At 39.8% G+C, this 20,232-nt stretch carries 16 protein-coding genes; 5 read left to right on the top strand and 11 right to left on the bottom strand.

Annotated features, from left to right (window positions below; genetic code table 11):
* Window positions 1-3: 3 nt before the first annotated feature.
* Entirely contained in the window at window positions 4-714 is a 711-nt protein-coding gene (pxpB, locus tag A6749_RS10155) for a 5-oxoprolinase subunit PxpB (RefSeq protein WP_066388930.1), read from the bottom strand.
* Between the two features lie 535 nt (window positions 715-1,249).
* Between pxpB and A6749_RS10160 the strand changes: the two genes are divergently transcribed.
* Genes A6749_RS10160 through A6749_RS10175 form a run of 4 tightly spaced genes read left to right on the top strand, consistent with a single transcriptional unit; the run spans window position 1,250 to window position 4,805 of the window.
* Complete coding sequence (locus tag A6749_RS10160; protein WP_066388931.1) at window positions 1,250-1,918, top strand: GntR family transcriptional regulator; 669 nt, start codon at window positions 1,250-1,252, stop codon at window positions 1,916-1,918.
* 51 nt (window positions 1,919-1,969) lie between these two features.
* Window positions 1,970-2,656: a DUF2848 family protein gene (locus tag A6749_RS10165; RefSeq protein WP_066388933.1), complete on the top strand. Its 687-nt coding sequence runs from the start codon at window positions 1,970-1,972 to the stop codon at window positions 2,654-2,656.
* 2 nt (window positions 2,657-2,658) lie between these two features.
* Complete coding sequence (locus A6749_RS10170; RefSeq protein ID WP_066388939.1) at window positions 2,659-3,456, top strand: carbon-nitrogen family hydrolase; 798 nt, start codon at window positions 2,659-2,661, stop codon at window positions 3,454-3,456.
* Window positions 3,457-3,494: 38 nt separating this feature from the next.
* Window positions 3,495-4,805 carry an MFS transporter gene (locus A6749_RS10175; RefSeq protein ID WP_066388942.1) on the top strand — a complete coding sequence of 437 codons (1,311 nt, stop codon included), beginning with the start codon at window positions 3,495-3,497 and terminating at the stop codon, window positions 4,803-4,805.
* 979 nt (window positions 4,806-5,784) lie between these two features.
* On the opposite strand, the gene menC (A6749_RS10180) is transcribed toward A6749_RS10175, so the two are convergent.
* The 8 genes from menC (A6749_RS10180) to A6749_RS10215 form a co-directional block, all read right to left on the bottom strand.
* Window positions 5,785-6,897, bottom strand: a complete 1,113-nt coding sequence (menC, locus tag A6749_RS10180; protein ID WP_066388945.1) for an o-succinylbenzoate synthase — start codon at window positions 6,895-6,897, stop codon at window positions 5,785-5,787.
* A gap of 39 nt (window positions 6,898-6,936) precedes the next feature.
* Window positions 6,937-8,088 (bottom strand): M20 peptidase aminoacylase family protein, encoded by a 1,152-nt coding sequence (locus A6749_RS10185; RefSeq protein WP_066388946.1) that lies wholly within the window; start codon window positions 8,086-8,088, stop codon window positions 6,937-6,939.
* A 156-nt stretch (window positions 8,089-8,244) separates the two neighbouring features.
* Window positions 8,245-9,357, bottom strand: coding sequence for an o-succinylbenzoate synthase (gene menC / locus A6749_RS10190; RefSeq protein WP_066388947.1), 1,113 nt, complete (start codon window positions 9,355-9,357; stop codon window positions 8,245-8,247).
* 15 nt (window positions 9,358-9,372) lie between these two features.
* Complete coding sequence (locus A6749_RS10195; RefSeq protein ID WP_066388950.1) at window positions 9,373-10,359, bottom strand: ABC transporter ATP-binding protein; 987 nt, start codon at window positions 10,357-10,359, stop codon at window positions 9,373-9,375.
* Entirely contained in the window at window positions 10,340-11,353 is a 1,014-nt protein-coding gene (locus A6749_RS10200) for an ABC transporter ATP-binding protein (protein WP_066388952.1), read from the bottom strand. Before A6749_RS10200 ends, A6749_RS10195 begins: the two co-directional genes overlap by 20 nt.
* A gap of 23 nt (window positions 11,354-11,376) precedes the next feature.
* Entirely contained in the window at window positions 11,377-12,282 is a 906-nt protein-coding gene (locus tag A6749_RS10205; RefSeq protein WP_066388953.1) for an ABC transporter permease, read from the bottom strand.
* Window positions 12,283-12,299: 17 nt separating this feature from the next.
* Complete coding sequence (locus tag A6749_RS10210) at window positions 12,300-13,250, bottom strand: ABC transporter permease (protein WP_066388955.1); 951 nt, start codon at window positions 13,248-13,250, stop codon at window positions 12,300-12,302.
* 28 nt (window positions 13,251-13,278) lie between these two features.
* Window positions 13,279-14,850 (bottom strand): ABC transporter substrate-binding protein, encoded by a 1,572-nt coding sequence (locus A6749_RS10215; protein ID WP_066388960.1) that lies wholly within the window; start codon window positions 14,848-14,850, stop codon window positions 13,279-13,281.
* Between the two features lie 319 nt (window positions 14,851-15,169).
* Here A6749_RS10215 and A6749_RS10220 point away from each other — a divergent pair, with 319 nt between their 5' ends.
* Window positions 15,170-16,015, top strand: a complete 846-nt coding sequence (locus A6749_RS10220; protein ID WP_066388964.1) for a MurR/RpiR family transcriptional regulator — start codon at window positions 15,170-15,172, stop codon at window positions 16,013-16,015.
* Between the two features lie 249 nt (window positions 16,016-16,264).
* Here A6749_RS10220 and A6749_RS10225 read toward each other — a convergent pair whose 3' ends face one another.
* Window positions 16,265-18,271 carry a metallophosphoesterase family protein gene (locus A6749_RS10225; protein WP_084797775.1) on the bottom strand — a complete coding sequence of 669 codons (2,007 nt, stop codon included), beginning with the start codon at window positions 18,269-18,271 and terminating at the stop codon, window positions 16,265-16,267.
* A gap of 311 nt (window positions 18,272-18,582) precedes the next feature.
* On the bottom strand, window positions 18,583-20,133 hold the full coding sequence (locus A6749_RS10230; RefSeq protein ID WP_201787875.1) for a M20/M25/M40 family metallo-hydrolase: 1,551 nt from the start codon (window positions 20,131-20,133) through the stop codon (window positions 18,583-18,585).
* Window positions 20,134-20,232: the final 99 nt, after the last annotated feature.

Genomic DNA, 20,232 nt, shown 5'->3' on the forward strand with positions numbered 1-20,232 from the left:
GAATCAGCCCTGAAGAGTAAATATACTTAACTCGTTTTGCTCTTCGATTTCTATAAATTCCTCATAAGTGATCACTTCAAAGCGCACAATGTCTCCCGATTCAAAAAGAAATGGCTTTTCTCTCTCCGGATCATACAATTTAAGCGGAGTGCGGCCTATTAACCGCCATCCTCCTGGGCTTTTAACCGGGTATATCCCAGTTTGATTACCCGCTATTCCAACACTCCCGGCTGGGATGGAAACCCTAGGAGACGGCAGCCTTGGGGTACTGATTTTTTCCGACATGCCACCCATAAAGGGATAGCCCGGTGTGAAGCCAAGGAAATATACCAAATATTCTCCTCCAGAGTGTATCGAAATAACTTCCTCAGGACTAAGGTTATTGTGAACAGCTACATCATTTAAGTCTGGACCCCACTCACCTCCGTATAAAACTGGTACCCTGACCGTCCTGCTAGCCGACGAAATAGAGTTATAATCCATCTCCCCCCACTGCTTTAATCTTTTCACAACCTGTTCATAAGAAAGTCTGACAGGGTCATAATGGATCAACAAAGTTCTGTAACCTAATATCACTTCACCGAACCCTGTACTCGTCTCTTTTTCTACTAGACTGGCAAGATTTCGCACTCGAGCATTGGTATCCTTAGCAATAATGTTTTCAAATTCAACCAATACAGCTTGGTCACCCGCTGGCTTGCATGTAAAGTTCATCTAATCACCTTGCTTTTAATTTGTTATCCACCATTAAGCAAAACTCCTCATCCGTTTGGCCATCACGATAAATTTCAGATGGCGAATGTCTTACAATTAATTTTTCTGGATATATTCTGATAATTACCAATCTACTAAAGCGTTCTCTTAAAGTTGCATTCCATTAAGTGAAATGTTGGTTCAATTTATGATTTAATTATAGGAGGAATATTATGAATATTCAAATGCTTTTTATAAAAAATTCCAAATATCGCATGACAAAGAAAGTTTATTAAACACCTGATATCTTAATCAAACATTTGATTAAATTATTTACCTTTAAAGCCATTCTACTTGCTCTATTCAATGATCGAAACTATCACACTCCACTTTCTAGCAACCTGAAAAAGCATAATCTCCGACAAAATTTAGGCGGCACAGGAACTTACCATATTTTTATATAATTTCACACAAAATACTATCAAAATAGTTTGACGATTAAAAAAATTTAATATATGCTGTATAGTGTATACACCATACATTAGGAGTGGACATAATGAGTGATTTAAATTTTACCCCTATCGAAAAAATGAAGACAACGAAGGAAATTGTCTATGAAGAAATTAAAAACGCCATTTTTTATGGAAATATTAAAAAGGATGAAATTTTAACTGAATCTAGTCTTGCTCAATCTCTCAACACATCTCGGACTCCAGTACGCGAGGCTGTTGGTGATTTAATAAAGGATGGTTTATTAGTTTCAATTCCATGGAAAGGATTAAAAGTCAGAGAAATTTCCCCTAGTGAGAAGGAGCAAATAATATTCCTAAGGGTTTCTATTGAATCTGAAGGTTTAAGATGTGCAATGAAAAACATTACCCCAGAGCAAATTCAAAGCCTTAGAGACATTGTTGATCAGCAGCAATGTGCATTAAAACAAAACAATCGAATTGAATTTATTGATCTTGATCAAAAATTTCATATGAAAATATTAAACCTTGCTGAACAGCATTTATTAGAAGACATATTATTAAATCTTTATCATTTAACAAGATTAATAGGCCATAAGGCTTTAGCAAAGAATGGGAGAATGGAGGAGGTAATCGAAGAGCATCTTCAAATAATTGAAGCACTTTTAGAAAAAGATCAAGATAAAGCAACTAAGTTAATGGAATATCATTTGATAAATACCAAGGATTCCATTGACATTGCTGAAGGAACATAATTTTTTTAAAACACAAATGTAAACGCTATCAAAATAACACAGGAGGTATTTATGAATAATATTTTATTACCATTAACAATTAACAATGTTGAAATGGAAATTAAAATTAACCATGTGTATTGTATTGGTTACGCCGGTAGAAATACCGAAAAAACAATGGAACACATCATTGAATTAGAGAAAATCGGGGTACGGAGACCAAAAGAAATCCCTGCCCTCTATCCTGTACGCAGAAACAGCCTTAATCAAACGGGTGAAATTGAAGTGTTAGGAAGTCAATCAAGCGGCGAAGCAGAGATTGTACTAATTTTTGGTGATAACGATGATGAGGTATATATCACCGTTGGGAGCGACCATACTGACCGTTCATTGGAAACAATTGATATCAACCAATCGAAACAAATTTGCGATAAACCAATAGCAAAAAAAGCATGGAAATTAAATGAAGTAGTGAATCATTGGGATGACCTATTGTTAACATCGCAAATTCTTGTTAATGGAGAGTGGCAAGATTATCAAAGGGCAAAGATTAATGAAATCATCCCATTAAACGAAATAAAAAATTTCCTAACTAAAAAAGACGTACCCATGAAAAATAGCGTTGTTTTCTCTGGAACTGTTCCCTTATTGGATGGCTTCAAATATGGATCAGGATTTAAGATGGTTTTTGTTGACAAGGTAAGAGAGGACAAAATTGAGGCAGTATACACCATCACAAGAATAGATAGGGAGGAATAAATATGCAAATCTCAATCTACCAAATGGAGATCATCCCAGGAAAGCCAGCGGAAAATCAACAAAAGGTAAAGGCCTGGGTTGAAAAGGAGGTGAAACATTCAAGGCCAGATCTCATTGTGCTTCCAGAAATGTGGACTACCTCCTATACGTTGGAGGAAATCCACCATTATGCGGATGATCATGGAAAAACCATCATACCGTTCCTACAAGATATAGCAAAAACATTTGAAATTAATATTATCGGCGGATCATTTGCCAATAAGATGGATGAGAAGGTTTATAACACGGCTGTAGTCATTAACAGAAAAGGGGAAGTTGTCTATCAATATAGCAAAGTTCACTTGGTTCCCATGTTAAATGAACCCCAATTTTTAACAGCAGGTCAAAAAGTTCCTGAAATTTTTGAACTTGAAGGCGTCAAGATGGGATTAATCATTTGTTATGATTTACGTTTTACTGAAATTATCCGTCCCCTTGCATTGGAAGGAGCCGAAGTGTTATTTGTTGTCGCGGAATGGCCAAATACCCGACTAAACCATTGGAGAAACATTCAAATTACGCGTGCCATCGAAAATCAAATGTTTGTTGTATCATGCAACAACGTTGGTTCATACCAAAATGTAACGTTTGGCGGTAGCTCCATGGTCGTAAACCCTTGGGGAGACACGTTATTGGAAGGCTCCACTAACCAAGAAGAAACATTATCCACTTCAATTAAAGTGGAAAAAACAAAAGAGGCCCGAGAACAAGTTCCAGTATTTTCTAGCAGGGTACCACATTTATATAAACAAGGATTATAAGTGGAAATAAAAAATCACTTTTGAAAAGGGGAATGTTTATGAGTAAACTTGCTAATAGTATCGTACCTGATTCGATTCCTGTTGATCACAAAAAGCAGCAAAAAATTGCCGGTATTTCTAGTGTTTTAGGTTCCACGATAGAATGGTATGATTTTTTCCTTTATGGGACAATGGCTGCTATTATTTTCCCACATCTATTTTTTCCAGATCAAGACCCCTATGTTGCTACTTTACTAACTTTTTCAACGTATGCTATTGGTTATATTGCAAGACCGCTGGGCGGAATTTTGTTTGGGCATTTTGGTGATAAAATTGGCAGAAAGGTTTCTTTAATAGCCACTTTAATTATCATGGGAATAACGACGGTTCTTATCGGATTATTACCTGGATTTGATACAATCGGTTTATGGGCTCCAGTATTAATTACACTATTTAGATTTATCCAAGGAGTTGCGATTGGAGGAGAATGGCCAGGCTCCGTACTCATCTCAATGGAGTGGGGAACGAAAAAAAATAGAGGGTTCATGGCTGCCTTGCCTCAAATTGGAGTGCCTCTGGGACTCATTTTAGGTACGGCTGTCACATCCCTTTTTATTGCGATTTCTGGAGATAGCTTTCAAACATGGGGTTGGAGAATACCGTTTATTCTTAGTTTAGTTTTGGTGGTTCTAGGATTATTGATAAGATTTAATTTAATGGAAACTCCCTCCTTCCAAAAAGTTCTTAAGGAAAAAGAATTGCCGAAGCTGCCTTTTATTTCGGTCATAAAAGATTATCCTAAACAAGTAGTATCGGGCGTTTTATCAAATGTCAGCAGTGATATTGCTTTTGGTGTGTTTGCTTTTTATACGACGACGTACGGAATAAACTATTTAGGTCTTGATAAATCAATTTTCGTTAACGCAACACTTGTAGGTGCCGTTATAGCAGTATTTGCAATCTCTATAACTGGATATTTTAGCGATAAAATCAATCCTAAAAAAATTCTCGGATTTGGTAATGTACTACTGATCCTATGGGCTTTACCGTTTTTCTATTTACTAAATACAAAAAGCACAGGATTAATTTTCCTAGCTGTTATTATCGCCTTTATTATTCACTCTACCATGTGGGCACCATTGGCCCCCGTCATTGCTGCTAGTTTTCCTGCCCATCTTAGATATAGCGGCTCAGCTATCACTTTTATGTTTAGGGGCTTGATTGGTGGAGGATTTGCTCCATTGATTTCTACTTATCTTCTTCATACATTTGATAGTGGTTACGCTATAGGTGTTTATATTATCACAGCAGCTGTTATTGCATTATTTGCATTAAGATTTGTAGATTTAAAATATCATAAGGAAGATTAAGTATTATAATTTTAGAGAACAATCATCAAAACGCTCTGAGATGGTTCCTGCAGCCTGTACCGTCACATTGGTGGTTGTTCGTGTATATTTTTTTTCGACAACCACCCTTATTGCTTGCTACAGTGCGGGGTGGTTTTCCTGTTAGAACGCCTTTCTGAAAAAACCGCGGCGGTCTCCCGCATTATTCCCTTCAGAATTTCTCGTAGGATTTAAAAATGTTTCCATGATTATCCTCTCCTTCCCGAACCGAAAGATGACGCCAACCAACCACCCTGACAATATTCAGTTGCAATTCCACTTTATCATTTTCTATCCATTACAAAACCTAGTAATCTTCGACAAGTTCGGGTAGTGACACGAGCCCATATTTTGTCGATATCCACTCATAATTTGTAGATATTTCCCGGGAATTTATTAAAATTTGAAAAACAGTAATTCCTTTTAATTGATTAAGTCGAGGGGGTAAATTTTCAAATTTCCAAGGTATCGCAACCTCTGTTTTATTGATTGCTTCTATTCTTTCTTTTTGTAGATTTACAAGTCTTTAGCTGTATCGTTTAAAGGCATGTGTGTATCGCGTAACGCTATAAGAGCTCCGATGTCAGATTGAACAAAGGTATACTAATTGCCCTTTTTTAAAAACTCAAACACATATCCCTTTTCACTCTAAAGGGATTTGGTGAGCAGGACATCAGTTGTTCTGTTTAATACAAATGAATGTTATTCTAATGAAAAAATACATAATATGAGTGCTTTCCGGATTCCAAAAAAAATTAGTATATAGCCTTAAAATTAAAAAGGAAAAAACGGAAGCAACATGCCTCCGCCTTAAACACACTTTACGTGTTAATACCTTAACTTATTGGGCGTTTTACCCCTAGTCCTGATAACTGAAAAATTATTTAGTTTAAGCCAAATTTAAAGGTTTCCAAAGTCCTCTATGAATTATAGATTCAACATCAATATTCATTAAACAACACTATTTACTATAAACTTTTGAGCTTAATAGATATTTATCTACAACATCTTGTCGGAGTTTATACCCGATTCCTGGTTCTTTTGGAACAGTGACAATTCCTGGTTTACTGAGGAAAACTTCAGGTTCGATGATATCCTCAGCCCAGTATTTTTTTGATGCTGAGGTGTCACCCGGAATGGTGAAATTAGATAAAGAGGCAATCGCAATGTTATGCGCTCGGCCAATACCAGATTCGAGCATACCTCCGCACCAGACAGGGATCCCTTTTTCTTGGCAAAGATCATGAATTTTTTTGGCCTGCGTCAAACCACCGACCCGGCCAATTTTAATATTAATAATCTTACAGCTTCCAAGCTCAATCGCTTTTCTAGCGTCTTCCAAGGAATGTATGCTTTCATCTAAACAGATTGGAGTTTCTAACTCGCGCTGGAGCTTCGCATGATCCACAATGTCATCATGAGCGAGTGGCTGTTCAATCATAATAAGTTTGTACTGATCCAACTGTTTAAGCGTCTCTATATCAGCAAGTGTATACGCAGAGTTAGCGTCTGCCATAAGCGGGACATCATAGCCAAATCGCTCACGAACAGCTTGAATCCGTTCCACATCAACACCCGGTTTAATTTTTATTTTTATTTTTTTATAGCCTTCCTCTAGAAACCCTTCTACCTTCTTTAAAAGACCTTCCACTGTCGGCTCAATTCCAATACTGACCCCGACCTCAATTTCTTCTTTTTTTCCGCCTAATGCCTTTGAAAGGGGAATCCCTTTTTGCTTGGCATATAAATCCCAAATGGCACTTTCAATTCCTGACTTCGCCATATTGTTTCTACGGATCCAGGAGAAAAGAGTTGAGAAATCATCCGGTGTCTCCAATTCGGTTTCCAACAACTTAGGAATAATAAATTGTTCGGCAACATATATAGCAGAATCAATTGTTTCTTCATTATATACTGGCGCATCCATTGCTACGCATTCCGCATAACCGACATGCCCCTCTCCATAGACACTAACCAAAACAAATTCACGGACAGTTGCTGTTCCAAAACTAGTTTGGAATGGCGATAGAAGAGGCATTTTTAATCGGTCAAATTTCACTTTTTCAATTTTCAATGATCGTTCCTCCTATAATAAATAGATCCAATACTTTGTCTAAAATTCAGCCCTCAATCCATTCTGTTCAAACGTAATAAGAATAGCCCTAGTCAAAATTTCTATCCCTGATAATAACGCCCCACGGTCAAACGTCATTTTCGGATGATGCAGACCAGGTGCTAATCCACAGCCAAGTCCAAGCATAGTTGCCTTAACATGTGGCCGTTTCACCGTATAAAAGTGGAAGTCCTCTCCTCCTGCAGTCACACTTGGCGGTAATAAATTATCTTCACCGAGCACCAGTTTAATCGATTCAGCCATTACTGCTTGTGCCTCTTCATTTACTTCTGCGGCGACTACATTGGATTCATATGAATAAGTAATTTCTACTTGATACAAATCGGAGATACTTTGTATGGTCTCTTCTACTTTTTTAGTAAGCTGTGACATTAGCTTATTCGACTGTGCACGGAGGTCAAGACTGAATTCCGCAGACCCTGGGATAATATTGCTGCTTTCTCCCCCTGCAAAAAACTTAGTCATCTTTACCGAATAAGGTACTATAGGGTCAAGGTGAATCCCATTTAAATGCTGAACTAGCGCTGCACCAACCTCTATCGCATTTGTTCCAAGATGCGGTCTGCCACCATGACAGTCTTCGCCGATAATTTTACCAGCTATAGAAATCCCAGCACCATGTACAATAGCAGGAGCAGCTTTCCCATTTTTCACTTCCATCTCTGGCCGCAAATGGACACCATACAAATAATCCACATCATCAATTACCTTTTTTTCAACCATCTTTAAGGCACCATTACCTTTTTCCTCAGCTGGCTGGAAAATAAACTTAACTTTCCCAGGCAGCTTTACATTCATTTTTTTCAGCGTCATAAACACACCCAGTGCGAGCGTCATATGGGCATCATGACCACAGGAGTGATTTGCCTGCCAAATCCCGTCGACTTCTTGCCATAATGCATCCATATCCGATCGCAGCGCAACTGTCAGTGGTCCCTCACCAAGTTCTGCGACTACACCGGGACAATCATCAAACGTCGTCACCGACTCTGCTCCCAATTTATGAAGCATCTCAGCAACATATTGAGTTGTTTTTACCTCTTTCCAGCTTACTTCCGGATGTTGATGTAGATGTTCAAAAATATCATAGATTTGAGATTTAAGGTCGCATACGTCAATTGTTTGAGTCATGATTAAATCTCCTTTATATATTATTTTTGCTTACTCGACGGTTTTCCGGCGGTTCTTAGTGATTTACTGGCACATTTTTACCGCTTACTAACCACTTTTCAGCGTTTCCAGCAATTTCCGATGGTTTATCGGCAAATTACTTCCACTATGTCCTAGCTATTTAGAAAAAACTTCTGTTTCTACTGTGTACCGTTCCAACGCGGCTTGGTTAATATCATATCCAATCCCTGGGTTCTTCTGCAGTTCAATCTGTCCGTCGGCATCCATTTCAATCTCAGGTTCGATAATATCTTCTTCCCAATAACGTGCCGAAGGAGCAGTATCCCCAGGGATCGTAAAATTATCCAAGCTTGTAATTGCTACGTTGAATGCACGTCCAATACCGGATTCCAGCATGCCGCCGCACCAGACTGGTATGTTATTTTCCTTACATATATTATGAATATTAATAGCTTCTGTGATGCCGCCTACCCGGCCGATTTTAATATTGATAATTTTGCAGCTCCATAGTTCAATTGCTTTTCGAGCATCCTCAACAGAATGAATGCTCTCATCTAGGCAGATGGGCGTTTGAATCGCCGCTTGAAGTTTGGCGTGGTCAATAATATCATCGTGAGCCAATGGCTGTTCAATCATAATTAGCCCTAGACTATCCATTTGTTTAAACAAATCAATGTCCTTTAAAGTGTATGCCGAATTTGCATCCGCCATCATTGGGATATCACCGAACCTGTCACGAACTGCCTGTAGCATTTCGATATCTTTCCCCGGCTTGATTTTAATTTTTATTTTTTGAAAACCTTGGTCTAAATATTTGCCTACCGTTTCAACAAGCGCTTCTTTTGTTTCCTGAATCCCGATACTGACTCCTACAGAAATCTTATCTTTTGTGCCGCCAATCACTTCCGCGAGGGGCTTTCCTTGCCTTTTGGCATACAAGTCCCATATAGCTCCTTCCAAAGCTGACTTCGCCATATTATGTCGACGAACCTGTTTAAAAAAATTATTCACTTCATCAGGATGGCTGATTTTGTCTTTTTGAAAGAGAAAGGGAATGAGGAAGTCTTTCATAATATGCCACGCCGTTTGTACCGTTTCTTCATTATAAAAAGGATTGGAGTTTACAACACATTCCCCATAGCCCACATCGGTTCCATCATATACCTCTGTAATAATAAATTCTCGATTGGTTTGAGTTCCAAAGCTTGTTTGAAATGGAAACTTTAAATCCATTTTTAGTTTTCTAAGTACCACTTTTTCAATTTTCATTTAACAATCCTCTCCTTACCCATATAGATGGCACGCAACTGCATGATTCGCTGCAACCATTTTCTTCACTGGAACCTTCTGTTTGCAAATCTCTGTTGCATGTGGACATCTCGGGTGAAAAACACATCCTGATGGAGGGTTTAGCGGTGAAGGGACTTCACCTTTTAACGTTATCCGTTCCCTTTTTACCGCCGGATTAGGTACAGGCACAGCCGATAGCAGGGCCCGAGTATAAGGGTGAAGTGGATTGGCATAAAGCTCATCAGTTTCTGCCTCCTCCACCATTTCTCCTAAATACATAACTCCAATCCGATCTGATATATGACGGACTACACTTAAATCATGGGAAACAAACAAATACGATAATTTAAATTCTTCTTGAATTTCTTCTAAAAGATTGAGTACCTGTGATTGGATGGAAACATCAAGTGCTGAAACCGGTTCATCACAAATAATCAATTTCGGGTTTACCATTAAGGCACGTGCTAAACCAATCCGCTGTCTTTGCCCACCGGAAAATTCGTGTGGATAGCGATAATATTGCTCCGACTGAAAACCCACTCGGTTGAGCATTTCCATAACCCGTTCCATTCGCTCTTTTTTGTTACCAATGCGGTGAATTTTCAATGTTTCTTCTAAAATATGACCAATTCTTTTACGCGGATTTAATGAAGAATAAGGATCCTGAAACACCATTTGCATTTCCCGCCTCATGCTCATAAGTTCATTTCCCTTTAATCTATAAATATCCTTTCCTCTATAGATCGCTTCTCCCTCAGTCGGTTCAACGAGCCGCATAATTGTTCTGCCTGTTGTGCTTTTGCCGCATCCAGATTCTCCTACCAAGCCAAAAGTTTCCCCTTCTTTCATCTCAAAAGAAACATTGTTGACCGCCTTTACCTGCCCAGTCACCTTGCCAAACGAATTGGTAACCGGAAAATACTTTTTTAATTTTCTTACCTGCAAGAGTGGTTTTTCCTCGTTAGCTGCTTGTACCGACATAGTGATCCTCCCCTGCCTCAGTGATTTCTTTGTAATGCCAACATCGAACCTTATGACCACTTTCTTCCTCGATGAGTTCTGGCATCTGCTCTTTACACTTCTGGCTGGCAAATTCACATCTTGGTGCAAATCGGCAGCCTTTCGGAACTTGATGCAGTGTTGGAACCTTGCCATCAATGACATGCAGCTTTTCGGAACGACTGCCATTTAATTGGGGAATTGATTTTAACAATCCCCTTGTATAAGGGTGGTAAGGTGACTTAAAGATCGTATCCACACCAGCTTCCTCAATAACCTGGCCTAAATACATGACCACTACCCTTGTACAAACCTCGGCTACAACACCTAAATCATGGGTAATCATCACTGTTCCCATATTGTATTCAAGCTTTAATTCATTGATTAAATCCAGAATCTGAGCTTGAGTTGTGACATCTAGAGCGGTCGTCGGTTCATCGGCAATTAGCAGCCTAGGTTGGCAAGATAATGCCATTGCAATCATTACACGCTGCCTCATCCCTCCCGAAAGTTCATGTGGATATTCATGAATTCTTTTTTCAGGTGAAGGGATACCAGTTAAACGAAGCATTTCAATCGCCCTAGCATAGGCCTCTTTTTTGCTGCATTTTTGGTGAAGGAGAATGGATTCTACAATCTGGTTCCCCACTGTATAAACCGGATTTAACGAGCTCATCGGGTCTTGGAAAATCATTGATATATCATTTCCTCTAATCCCCTGCATCTTAGAGATAGAAAAATGTAATAGATTCTTCCCTTGATAAAGAATTTCTCCATCATATCTAGTAGATTTTTCATCGAGCAGCCGTAAGATTGATTCCGCTGTTACACTCTTGCCGCATCCAGATTCACCAACAACACCAACCGTTTCCCCGGCATGCACCGTAAAGGATACTCCATCGACTGCGGTCACGGCTCCCCGCTCTGTTTGAAAATGTGTTCTTAAATTTTTTACTTCCAGCAATTTTTCTTGCATCTATTCCGCCCTCCCTTGCACCTTTATTTCTTCGCTTTATTATTATGAGGGTCCAATAAATCTCGCAGGCCATCGCCGAAAAGGTTCAGACCTAATACGGTAAGCATGATAGCGACACCTGGAAACACCGTCATCCACCATGCATTAAAAATAACCATTTTTCCATCATAGAGCAGATTCCCCCAGCTTGGTGCCGGTGCCGGGATACCAGCCCCTAAGAAACTTAAGGCGGCCTCGGTAATGATTGAATCCGCAAAGATAAATGTCGCTTGTACTACCAATGGAGAAATTACGTTAGGGGCAATATTTGACCAAATTATTCTCAATGAACTGGCCCCTTGTGACCTAAGTGCTTCAATATAGGTTTGTTCTTTTACGACAAGCGCAGAAGAACGAACTGTACGCGCCACATAGGGTGTAAACACAATACTTAGCGCAATGACAACGTTCTCAACCCGCGGTCCTAATGCGGCCATAATCGCAATTGCCAATAATATCGCCGGGAAAGCCATCAGGCCGTCACATATACGCATCAGAATATTATCCAATGAGCGGAAATATGCCGCGTAAAGCCCAATCATCATTCCAAAAATTGATGTAATAAGGGCAACAGAAAAGCCTACCCCTATAGAGACTTTTGCCCCGTGAACCACCCGGCTTAACAAATCACGCCCATAGTTATCAGTTCCGAGGAGATATTCCGCGCTAGGAGCAAGCAGCCTCTTTTTTGCGGCCAACTCATATGGATCATGAGAGGTTAATAGCGGTCCAATAAGTGTAAACAATAGAATAAACAAAATAATGACGCTTCCAGTTAGAGCTAATTTATTTGAAAAAAATCGCCGAAGCAACAATTCACGCCGCTCTTTTTTTATATGGTGTTTAACACTTGATAATTCTAATTCTTGGTTGACCGGTGATGGTTGCATGATTTTGCGCCTCCTTCCTATTTCCTGCTTAAACGCACTCGCGGGTCAATCACACCGTATAAAAGGTCAATGAAGAGATTTATCATGACATAGCTGGTGGCTACTAGAAGGATTGTCCCCTGTATAACAGCAAAATCCCGTCGCTCCACGGAATTGACGATTAATTGCCCAATACCGGGTATGTTAAAGACTGTTTCCACTACTGCAGCCCCTGCTACAAGGGTACCGAAAGTTTGGCCAATTACAGTTAAGATAGGGATAAACGCATTTCTTAGTGCATGCTTATAAACAATCATCTTTTCTTTGACCCCTTTGGAGCGAGCCGTTTTAATATAATTCGCATTTAAAATATCCAGCATCGACGACCGCGTCATCCTTGCGATCAAGGCAGCTTGCATTGCTCCTAGGGCAATCGCAGGCAATACAAGGTACCTGAGGTGAAGGAACAATCCATTACTTAATGGTTTATAACCGGCAACCGGCAACCATTTCAGCTCTACTGCAAACAATAAAATGAGGAATAATCCTAACAAAAAGCTTGGTACGGAAATTCCCACTAAAGAAAACCCCATGAATGACTGATCGACAATGGAACCCCTTCTTCTAGCGGCAATCACTCCAAGTGGAATCGCCAGCACAATCGCAAATACTTGAGCTAATACTGCTAAAGAAAAAGTCGGCCCCAAATGCGATACAAACGCTTCAAGTACTGACTCACTCATAAAATACGAATATCCTAAGTCGCCTTGCACTATACCAATAAACCAGTTTGCAAATTGTTGGTATAGAGGGAGGTTAAGGCCGAGCTGTTCACGAAGCTCGGCTACCTCACTAGGTCTGGCGTCCGGACCCAGAATAACAGACGCTGGGTCACCGGGGGTCATATGGATAATTAAAAATACAACAACGGATACAACCATTAAGACCGGAATCAACGATAGCAGCCGTTTTAAAATATATCCTTTCAAAGTCTCACCACTCCCTCTATAAAACTAGCTATTTTTTCTTAACATTCCAAAGGATAATTCCTTGTAAGAAGCCCATACCCTCGATGTTGGATCGAGTTGTGGTAATCGTAGTCTTATTTCCAAACTTAATAAGCGGTAAATAGTTATAGAACTCTTCTTGAAGCTGTGCGAAATATTCCTTCGCTTCTTCCTGAGAACCAGCTTTGTTGATTTTGTCTAACAGATCATCCATTTTTGGGTCATTTGTCCAACCTGGCCACTCACTGGCGGAATTTAAAAAGTCATATTTAGCTGGTATTGGCTCCGTTGGGAAACCAGTGACAAAAATATCATAAGCATTTGCATCGCCGCGCTTTTGGAGGAGAGTCGGCCAATCATACACGTCTAGCTTAACTTTCATGCCAAGCTTCTGAAGCTGCTGCTGAACAACAACTGCTGCATTGTAATGGTCTTCGTAATCTCTGCTCGCCAAGATCACAATTTCTTGGTCTTTGTATCCAGCTTCTTTCAATAATTGCTTCGCTTTTTCTGTGTCTTTTTGATTATATTGATCCTTACCTGCCTCGCTATACCAATCCACTTGGTCCTTGATCATTAGACCATGTTCCAATTCATAGAAATTCTCATTCGCAAATGCCGCCATTAGAATCTCTTCTTCATCCAAAGCCGCATTGACAGCTTGACGTGCCTTAATATCTTTAAAGAATCTTGCTTTCTTATTAAACACAACACCATTAAAGCCATTGTGGTTTACATGATTTTTTACATCTTCATTTGCTTCTAATTGTTCCGCATTATCAAACGGAATCGCATTGGCTATATCATATTCGCCAGTTTGGATTCCAGCTAATCTTGTTGAAGCATCCGTTACAAATTGAAAATAGATATCATCTAGCAATGCTTCTTTTTTACCTGCTAAGCCGCTACTCTCTGTAGTAAGAGATTGATAATCTTTAAACTTTTCTAAGTGAACATATTGGTCTGTTTTCCATTCGACAAACTTATAAGGGCCGGTTCCGATAAACTCAGCTAACCCTTTCTCTGTTGCCCCTTCAACTACTTCCTTCGGTGTAATAACTGCAGCCTGTCCTGGGTCAGCCAGCATGGCTAAAGCTGTAGTTAGACGTTCCGGCATTTCCAATACCACCGCATTTTCACCGCTTGCTTTGAATGTTGCTTTGGCAAAATAGGATTTACCTAGTGCAGTAGCACCTTTCCAACGATTCATGGAGGCAACAACGTCTTCTGCTGTCATCTCTTTGCCATTGTGGAACTTAATCCCTTTTCTTAATTCAAACATGATGGTTTTTCCATCTTCACTTACCTCATACTTTTCAGCCAGCATTGGCTCGACTTCAAAGTTTTGATTAAAGGTTACAAGTGATTCAAAGACATTTCTTGTAATATCACGTGTTGCGACTGCCGTAGACATAAGCGGATCTAAAGTTGGCGGCTGAGCATTGTACGCAACCTGAAGTTCCCCGCCTGCATCCTTTTTCCCATCTTCAGATTTCTTCGAATCAGTCTTGTCAGCACCCGAACAGCCGATGATTGAGAAAGCTAGAACCAATACCAAGAAAAATAAGCTTAACTTCTTCATTTACCATTTCCCCCTTATAGATTAGTAACTTTTAATCTTTGAAAAAAGCATATTCTTCATGGACCATCAGCTTGGTAAAGTTTATACTTCATCAATCAGCAATATGAAGTTTATACTTTTTAATTGAATTTACCATATATTCTGTCTTTTCACAATAATCATTCTGAATTTTTCCCAATAAAATCTTATTAATAAAAATAATATTGTAAGGTTAACTTCAATTTGATATTGTAGAAGCAATCGCTTCATTTGTTTTAAAAGGAAGGATTTGCTTCATTTTCAAATTATTTGCTGTAAAATCTTAGGGAGCTGACTAGAAATGAGTACTTTTAAAGATAAAATTAAATTAAAATATCCCACTCTCTCTTCCGGCCATAAAAAGGTGGGAAAATATGTCCTTGATTATCCACAGGCAGTGGCCATGAAATCTGCGAGCCAATTAGGACAGGATGTCGGAGTAAGCGAGACCACCATCATTCGTTTTTGTTATGCGCTTGAGTACAGCGGATATAGCGAATTGCAAGCGGAGATAAGACAATTTCTTATTTTTCAAAAAAGCAGTTTTCAAGACTATCAAGCCATGAAAGCAGGGGAGGCCAATCAGCCTAATTTCTTCTTTCAAAATATGCAACGGGACCAAGCACATATTCAGAAGATCATCGAACAAATAAATGAAGAGGATCTGTATCGGGTAGCTAAAAAAATCTATGATTCCGATAATATCTTAGTTGCGGGAGTTAGGACCTCATTTGCCGTTGCCCACTGGTTATCATTTGCACTGAATATCGTTAGAGGCAATGCACACTTAGTCCAGCCTGGAGTTGACGACATTAACTTCTTATTTTCAAAACTTAACAATCAAAGCATCTTTGTTGCGATCACGTTCCACCGTTATTCATCCATGACACTTGACCTGGCAAAGCTAGCAAAAAAACAAGGGGCCTATATCATTGGTATCACAGACTCAGTTCTCTCCCCCCTCGAGGAATTTGCCGATACATTGCTGCCAATTAATCTATCCTCGACATCCACCCTTGACACTGGTCCTGCAGTGTTATCGCTAATCAATGCTATCGTTGCCGGCGTCGCTGTCATCGACAAGGACGCCTTTGATCGTCGAAGAGAGGGTTACGAAAAATTCAACCCTGGGAAGTTTCTTATATAAAAGAACGAGAAAGTGTTTTCTTGGCATGACTAGGCACTAATATATATGGAATTAAACACAGCTTTATCCACAATCTCCATTTAAATAACTAAAGAAAAAACTCGCCAAATTCCCGGCGAGTTTTATGTTTTAATGTACCAATTCCAGTGTCCCTGCGCAATTAATGAGATTGCCTGATATTTTCTCAGTCGCAGATTAACACCCAGTTTTCATAATCTTTGTTTGTTTTGTATTCTTCTGCTGAGATCTTTAGATTCTTCGTCCAGAAAAATCGGATTTCGATATTAACTCAACGTTTGGGATGACATTTCCCATCTTATCGAAATGAATCTTTTGAACATCATGATAGACACGGCGTTCAGTCCGAACTAAGTCATAGTTATCATCCAGGATTGGGAAAATATACACAGGTGTTAAGGTTAATTCCGTACCATTTGCAGTTTTCACGAAATCCATTTGTAAATGTCCGTAATGCAAACCGCCATCAATTAATTGCTTGACTCCATTTTTATTCGTTTGCCAAAATTCCGGCTCATCTTGAGTTGCACTCCATTGAGTATAGGTATTATAGTCTTGTGGCACATAATTACCGTTTTCATCTTTAATCATTTTTTCGCCGCGTAAACCGTCAGCCGCGACACCAACGTCGTAAGAATGGAAACCTCTTCCATCTCCATCTAAATCTACCCAGCTGCGTTCAAACATTTCATCATGTCCAGAAATCACAGTAGCAACGCCATATTTTTCAAACAACGGTGAATATACACGCATAGCCACACCAGATTGGTTATCTGCTTTTGTATGATTTGGTGGTGTACCATGAACACCACTTGAATAGGCTGCATGGTGAAATTGCACTAGAATGATTTGTCCCTTTTCGCGTGCATCCTTTAATTGCCTTTCCGCCCACTTGTATTGCTCAGTACCTGGATTAAAGTTTGGCAGGTCTGAATCCTTAGTTGTTGTTCCTTTGAAAACCTTTGTGTACGCATCGTAATAAGATTCAGCTGTAAATTCACCTTGTGTATCTGTCGTAATGTACGGATCACCATTCACACCTTGTTCTGCCCATACTAATTCCTTTAATACAGAATCATTTCCACTGTATACGGAACCTGTAAAAGTCTTTGTAACGGTTGATTCATCAGGAATTCCATTAGTTGAATCCAATGTTAATAATGTCACTGGCCCCATATCTGTTCGGTAATACGAATCTTTAAACTGAGGGTTTTCTGCATCACCAGGAGTATCGAAGTATTCATGGAACCTATTACGAGATATAACTGCTGGTGTCCGATCCGCATCACTTCCGTAACCGCTATTAATGGCTGCATATGTTTCCCAGTTTCCTAAAGCAGGTAATATCGGCGTTTTGGAAGCAATATCTGTAAATTCACCTGCAAAGTGTCGCCAAAACTCATCCCAGCCAGGCTGATATCCTGAACCTTGTGTTAAATCACCAGTGATTATTAACGCATCCGGGTCCTCCTTTTCGATATGAGCTAAGTTTTCATTTAAAGCCGTTTGTTGATCGAGTGAATAACGAACTAAAAACATATTATTGCGTGCAGCATTTCCATATTTTTTATCAAAAGCGGATCCTTTACCCGGACGTTCCTCTGAACCTGGAGCATAAGGATTGACTGTATGCAATTCCCACTCACGATGTTCTAATGCCCCGAACGGTTCTGTTTCAGAATCGGAAAAGGCAATAAGCTTTAATTTATCCCAATTTTCGCGCTCTGGAAACGTTTCAAAACGAGAAGTATGGGTACCTTTTCCTTGTTTTACGGTAATATGATAGGTTGAATTTGGTTGTAACCCATCAATGGTGACAGAATGTTTATAGTTGGAATTTGATTTTAACCAAGAGCCTTGTGGAATCGTTTCTACTACGCCATTTCCACTGTTATACGTTAATTCTTGTTTTAATTCTTTTTCCGTATACTCCATTAATTCCATGTAATGTGGGGCAGAAATCAACTTTTTCATCTTTATTCCAGGACCAGTAATAATGACATTACCAGGTTCATTTAACTCTGATACCCAGCTAATGGTCATAGAAGTACTAGTTGGAGATTGTAAATAGGGTAACACACGGAATCCCGTTTCTGGTTCACGTAATGTTGATGGAGAAGTTTCTTGGGGTACCTTTTCTTTTGCTGCTGCTCCTAGTGTTATTAGTGGGCTAGCAACAGCAATTAATGAAGCAAATGTTGGAATAACTAGCCTGCGTAGCAATAAATTTTTCTTCATGTTACCTCTCCCTTTTATATCTTATTCATCACAAATTATACCGATGGAACGTATAAATAATAGTAATTTAATGTAAAAACTAATTTTATTTTTTAATAGACTACTATTTTAATAAAAAGAGAGACCAGTTTTAGAGTGTATACCCAACCTGGCCCCTCACCCTAAAGGCAAATTAAAAACACCATCTGTTATTATAAACCGCCGTCGATACGCCATGGATTCTTTCAATTTTTCCTCTAAAACAGCTATGTTGATGTGGTGATAAATGACCGTTTAAGCTTTTGAAAGCCAGCATTCTTGATAAATGCTCCTTATTTACCGGCCACTTTCACAAGGGTGTCGTAAATCATTTCAGTTCCCTCATCAAGAGATTTCACAGAAATTCTTTCGTCGTTACCATGCATTCGTTCTAACGTATCATTGTCGAGCGGGTATGGATAAATGCCGTAGACAGGAACTCCTCTGTCCCGCCATGGAGCTGCATCGGTTCCGGCTTCAAACAATGCCGGGGCAACTTCAGCCTCAGGCCATTGTTTTTTGCTGCTTTCCGCAAGTGCCTTGAAGAGTTCTGTTTCAGTCGAAGATGGCTCTTCCTTTGCCTTCTTCTCATAATATTCTGCCGCTTCTTCCGTTGTCATATCTCCTGAAAGCTCAATCTTTACATTTGGATCATTGATGACTTGTCGAATCTCCTCCATCACTTTAAACGGTGATGAACCCGGTACGATACGAGTATTAATAATGGCTTCCGCTTTGCCAGGTATGACGTTTTCCTTTACTCCCGCAGTGACAATGGTCGGAGCGACAGTATTCCGCATTAACGCATGCCATAGAAGAGGATATTCGCCGAGTTCGACCACTTTCTTAGCAGCCTCGCTAACTTTTACTGGATCATCTCCATCTACGAGCATCTTCAAATAGCCAGCAAGCGGTTCCTTTGCACTTTTTGAGAGAGCCTGGAAATATTCTTTTGTTATCGGATTCAGCGTCGGATCCGTATCCCAATCTGCCACCTTTGCCAGGGCCTTCGTCAAATGAGAGATCGAGCTTTCCGGCATCGGACGCGAAGAATGGGTCGGTTTTCCTGTAGCTGTCAACTTGATCGAGGCATAGATTTTATCCTGTACAGTAATGTTTACTTGGCGGGTCTTTTTGTTCTCATCTTGAAAAATCCAGCCACCCTCGTTCAAGGCAAACTCTGCCTTAATTTTGTCCCAATGATGCTCCGCCAGCCAATCTGTGCCATATTTTCCCGCTTCTTCGTCTGCTTCTGCAAGAAATATGACATCACGTGTAAGTGGTACCTTATTTTCCGCAAGCATTAAAACGGCACTGGCAAAAACGGCCTGACCTCCCTTGAAATCCATTGCTCCTCGTCCCATCACGTATCCGTCTTTAATAACACCTCCAAACGGGTCAACTGTCCAGCTTTCTTTTTCAGCGGGAACGACGTCCGCATGACCAGCAAGCAGCACAGGCTGCTGGCTCCCATCTCCCTTTAAACGAGCGATAAAATGTGCCTGACCTTCCGGGGTTTTAATAATTTCCGTTTGCGCTCCAGCCTTATCAAAGAGCTTTTTTAAAAATTTTGCCTGGTCAAGTGTTTGCCCTCCAGGATTGGTAGAATCAAAACGAAGCAGTTCTTGAAGCAGCTTTGCAGTCTTGCTATCGGTTGGTTCCGATTCGGTGATTCCTTTTTTCATTTGTTTTACGTCTGTTTCATTCCCTTTCGCTTGCTCTGAGCCTGCAGTCCCGCTTTTCAGCTGCTGCGACGAATTACTTGGAGTATTGTTTCGACTACAAGCAGCATTAATCCCAATACATAAACAAAGTAAAGCAATTCCAATAAATATTCGCTTCAATTCTTCAGCCCCCCGTCATTTTTAACATCTACAGCATTAAAAAGTAACCCTAGTATAAACAGTTTTGGTAAAACATAACAATCCAACAAACGATGCTAT

The sequence above is a fragment of the Neobacillus mesonae genome (genome assembly GCF_001636315.1).
GTDB lineage: Bacteria > Bacillota > Bacilli > Bacillales > Cytobacillaceae > Neobacillus > Neobacillus mesonae.

What these genes read in the sequence shown, in the direction of transcription:
- menC (WP_066388947.1), bottom strand. Translation starts at nt 9,357, where the DNA reads ATGAAAATTGAAAAAGTGGTACTTAGAAAACTAAAAATGGATTTAAAG.
- A6749_RS10185 (WP_066388946.1), bottom strand. Translation starts at nt 8,088, where the DNA reads ATGACTCAAACAATTGACGTATGCGACCTTAAATCTCAAATCTATGAT.
- A6749_RS10225 (WP_084797775.1), bottom strand. Translation starts at nt 18,271, where the DNA reads ATGAAGAAAAATTTATTGCTACGCAGGCTAGTTATTCCAACATTTGCT.
- A6749_RS10205 (WP_066388953.1), bottom strand. Translation starts at nt 12,282, where the DNA reads ATGCAACCATCACCGGTCAACCAAGAATTAGAATTATCAAGTGTTAAA.
- A6749_RS10160 (WP_066388931.1), top strand. Translation starts at nt 1,250, where the DNA reads ATGAGTGATTTAAATTTTACCCCTATCGAAAAAATGAAGACAACGAAG.
- A6749_RS10175 (WP_066388942.1), top strand. Translation starts at nt 3,495, where the DNA reads ATGAGTAAACTTGCTAATAGTATCGTACCTGATTCGATTCCTGTTGAT.
- A6749_RS10215 (WP_066388960.1), bottom strand. Translation starts at nt 14,850, where the DNA reads ATGAAGAAGTTAAGCTTATTTTTCTTGGTATTGGTTCTAGCTTTCTCA.
- A6749_RS10220 (WP_066388964.1), top strand. Translation starts at nt 15,170, where the DNA reads ATGAGTACTTTTAAAGATAAAATTAAATTAAAATATCCCACTCTCTCT.
- A6749_RS10200 (WP_066388952.1), bottom strand. Translation starts at nt 11,353, where the DNA reads ATGCAAGAAAAATTGCTGGAAGTAAAAAATTTAAGAACACATTTTCAA.
- A6749_RS10165 (WP_066388933.1), top strand. Translation starts at nt 1,970, where the DNA reads ATGAATAATATTTTATTACCATTAACAATTAACAATGTTGAAATGGAA.
- A6749_RS10170 (WP_066388939.1), top strand. Translation starts at nt 2,659, where the DNA reads ATGCAAATCTCAATCTACCAAATGGAGATCATCCCAGGAAAGCCAGCG.
- A6749_RS10195 (WP_066388950.1), bottom strand. Translation starts at nt 10,359, where the DNA reads ATGTCGGTACAAGCAGCTAACGAGGAAAAACCACTCTTGCAGGTAAGA.
- pxpB (WP_066388930.1), bottom strand. Translation starts at nt 714, where the DNA reads ATGAACTTTACATGCAAGCCAGCGGGTGACCAAGCTGTATTGGTTGAA.